Source organism: Mesorhizobium sp. M7A.F.Ca.CA.004.12.1.1 (assembly GCF_003997835.1).
Classification (GTDB): domain Bacteria; phylum Pseudomonadota; class Alphaproteobacteria; order Rhizobiales; family Rhizobiaceae; genus Mesorhizobium.
Window position 1 is genome coordinate 1 of sequence record NZ_RZRK01000766.1, and the last position, 2,895, is coordinate 2,895.

Here is a 2,895-nt window from a genome sequence, read left to right on the forward strand (position 1 = left end):
CGCTACATCACAGATCATTGTCACAAACCAGCGAAAAGCGCCAACCAGCGGCTAGCTGCGTTGGCTACGTGGTTAAGGCTGAAACCGTGGATGAATGGCTCTACCCGAACCAAAGTTAGCTCATTTGCCAAGCGCAAGCGACGTGCCCCGTCCGTTCAACGGATTTTTGCCCTCGGCGCAGCTGTGGACGCCCGAACCACCAACTCCACGGGCAGAACGACTTGGCGGGGCGGTTGGTTGTCAAGAACCATGCGGGCGGCGAGCCTGCCTTTTCCGATCACGTCTTGCGCGACAGTCGTCAGCGGAGGTGTGGTGCGCGCGGATTCAGCAGTGCCATCGAAGCCAATGACCGACACGTGGCCCGGCACCTCTATGCCGCGACAAACCGCCTCGTCGAGTATTGTGATCGCCTGCCAATCCGACATGGTCAGGATCGCGGTTGCTTCAGGCACATTGTCGAACACCACCGCTCCAGCAGATGGATCGCCGGGCGTCGTCTCGATAATCGGGACATCGTCGATCGACAAGTTCGCCTCCGCCAAGCCCTGTTTGAAACCGTCAAGCCTTTCGTCATCGAGTGAGAAGCCGGCAAGAAGCGGGCGCTTTGCCTGTCCGGGCATGTGCACAATGGGAGGGCCTGAAGTTCTCCGTATGGACAGGATGGCAAAATGTCGGTGTCCCAGCCCGGTCAGATGCCGGACGGCAGCGACCGCGCCCCTCCTGCCGTCGATCTTTATCGAATTGATGTCGGGACCTGCGTCGCTTTCGAGAATGACGAAGGGCAGGCGTCGCCGTTGTGCCGATGTTATGAGGCCGATATCCGCGCTGTGACCAAGGATGAAGCCGTCGACCAGGGCCTCGCGGATATTGGCGATGCGGGTATTATCGGTGCCGTTTACAAGGCTGAGCGTCGTTCCGGCCTCGTCGCAGGCGAGCGAAACGCCCAGCACCAACTCGCGGAGATAGGGACTTCTGAGCACGTCGGCGATGGCGTAGGCGCCAGGCGGCATGAACCCGATGGCATTGAACTTGCCATCCCGCAGCAATCGTCCCTTTGGATCGGGGCCGCCAAACCCGAGCGCTCGCGCGGCCGCTTCGACACGTTGGCGCAACTCAGGCCTGACCAGTTCCGGCCGGTTGAAGACGTTGGAAACAGTGCCCCGGGAGACACCGGCAGCCTTGCCCACGTCGGCTAGCGTTGGCATTGCGATTCACCCCGTTTCCCTTCAGTTAGACCATTTTTTGGAGCGCTCCAAGAATTTTGTTGACTCGAAAGTGGAAAGGGCGGATCGTATCACTTGGAGCGCTCCAAGTAGGCGTATCTGGCATTTTCGCGACTGAAACATCGAAGATCGTCAAATGGCTTGGTCCCAACGGCCACGCCCAGGGAGGGTGTTATGGCAGAAACCAATGTTTTTCCCGCCTCGCTTGTCGGTAAGACTTTCGACTGCGTTTTCGGCCCGTTCGTACCCCGGCTGACGTTTTTCTCGCCGGAGGAATTACATGTGCAGGCGTCGATCGGAGCCACCAAAATTGACGAGGTGGTCAAGATCGACATGACCAGCGTACGCCCGAACCTCGTGCTCATGAGCTGGACGGAGCAGAGCGGCAACTTCATCGTGCAGTTGCAGGATCATGAGAAAGGGATCGTCCACAACTATGCGCGGCTGGCCGACGGGCAGCTCTTCTGTGCCCAAGGCGCCATTCAAGCCGTTTCGCCTGCGTGACGCTCCCGCGTCGGGGCCGGCAAAGTGCGGCATCGACCGGCATACTGCTGTTTCCTAGTTGAAGTACTTCGGATTACGATCTGCTGAATTGCCGTCATCGATTTCCCTATTGAAGGAGGAAAGTGCGATGGAACTCGCTTACGACAGTCATCTGCTTGCCCGAATTCTGCTGAGCGTCGCGACCGTGGGCTACGGTGTGGTGACGATCAAAGCCGACCTCAACGCCACCCACGCCACCAATCCGCTGTGGACTCCGCACGCCCGGTTTCACGTCGTTTGGCAGGTGCTGAGCTACACCGGAGTCGCGCTGATTGCGCTGGGGCTTATCTGGATTGGAGGCCCACTCCAAGCCGAGCGGCTCTATCTCGCCGGGGGATTGGGCGTCGCCATGTATGGAGCGTTCTTCGTGGCCATGCTCTCACGACCGATCTATGGCGGCGTGCTCTACGACGAGAACGGCTACCTGCCATTCCGACCGCCGTTCGGACCGGCGGGTTGGCGGTGGGATGTCAACGTCACCGTCTTTACCGCGATGTCCGCGATCCTGCTGCTGGGCTTGGCCGCGATTTAGGACAGCGCCAGCACCCCGAGCCGGTCGACCAGCCGATCGCGGTCTGATGTCAGGCCCTTATAGTCGAGTTGGGCGAGATCGAGCGCTTCGAGCTGGGCGGCGAAAGACGCCGCGAGCTTCGCCCGATCCGGGTGCCTGGCCAGCACGGCGAGCGGGTCGAGATGGATGCGGATGGTGAACAGGATATCGCGTGAAACAGGCAGTTTGCGCAGGGTCTGCCGCTCGACGCGGATGAACGCATGAGCGTCGATATCGCCATCGGGAAAGCGCGACGGCCGGTTGGTGGCGCGGTCGATGCGCTGCAGGTCGGAGAGCGGATGATAGAGCGCGTTGTCGGACTGGATCGACCAGTTGTAGCGCTCGACCGCCTGCCCCTGGAGGCCATCGAACATCCGGTTGATGAGTTCCGCCGGACGCGTGCCCGGGCCGAAACCCGGCACCGGCGCGTGGATGTCCTGCAGCGGCTTGCCGAATTTTTCCAGGAGCGACCAGGACGAGGGAAAGCAGAGCGAGCCGGCGACTAGCCGCCAGCCGCTGTCACCGCGGCGCATCAGGATCAGGTCTTCCTGGACGAGCTGTGAGGCTTTAGCCCGCGGC

Annotated in this window: 4 protein-coding genes; 2 read left to right on the forward strand and 2 right to left on the reverse strand. The window is 61.0% G+C overall.

The annotated features are described in order from the left end of the window. Positions 1-155 precede the first annotated feature (155 nt). On the reverse strand, positions 156-1,187 hold the full coding sequence (locus EN984_RS29160) for a substrate-binding domain-containing protein (protein WP_164749020.1): 1,032 nt from the start codon (positions 1,185-1,187) through the stop codon (positions 156-158). Between the two features lie 210 nt (positions 1,188-1,397). Between EN984_RS29160 and EN984_RS29165 the strand changes: the two genes are divergently transcribed. Both EN984_RS29165 and EN984_RS29170 read left to right on the forward strand, forming a co-directional pair. Then, positions 1,398-1,727 carry a hypothetical protein gene (locus EN984_RS29165; RefSeq protein ID WP_127268296.1) on the forward strand — a complete coding sequence of 110 codons (330 nt, stop codon included), beginning with the start codon at positions 1,398-1,400 and terminating at the stop codon, positions 1,725-1,727. 127 nt (positions 1,728-1,854) lie between these two features. Beyond that, the gene (locus EN984_RS29170; RefSeq protein ID WP_127268297.1) at positions 1,855-2,298 is read left to right on the forward strand and encodes a hypothetical protein; all 444 of its coding nucleotides are present in this window, start codon (positions 1,855-1,857) and stop codon (positions 2,296-2,298) included. On the opposite strand, the gene EN984_RS29175 is transcribed toward EN984_RS29170, so the two are convergent. Further along, positions 2,295-2,895 (reverse strand): DUF3445 domain-containing protein (locus EN984_RS29175; protein ID WP_164765724.1); only part of this gene is annotated, 601 nt, incomplete at its 5' end. The genes EN984_RS29170 and EN984_RS29175 overlap by 4 nt on opposite strands.

Coding starts and splice junctions, on each gene's coding strand:
- EN984_RS29165 (WP_127268296.1), top strand. CDS start 1,398: ATGGCAGAAACCAATGTTTTTCCCGCCTCGCTTGTCGGTAAGACTTTC.
- EN984_RS29170 (WP_127268297.1), top strand. CDS start 1,855: ATGGAACTCGCTTACGACAGTCATCTGCTTGCCCGAATTCTGCTGAGC.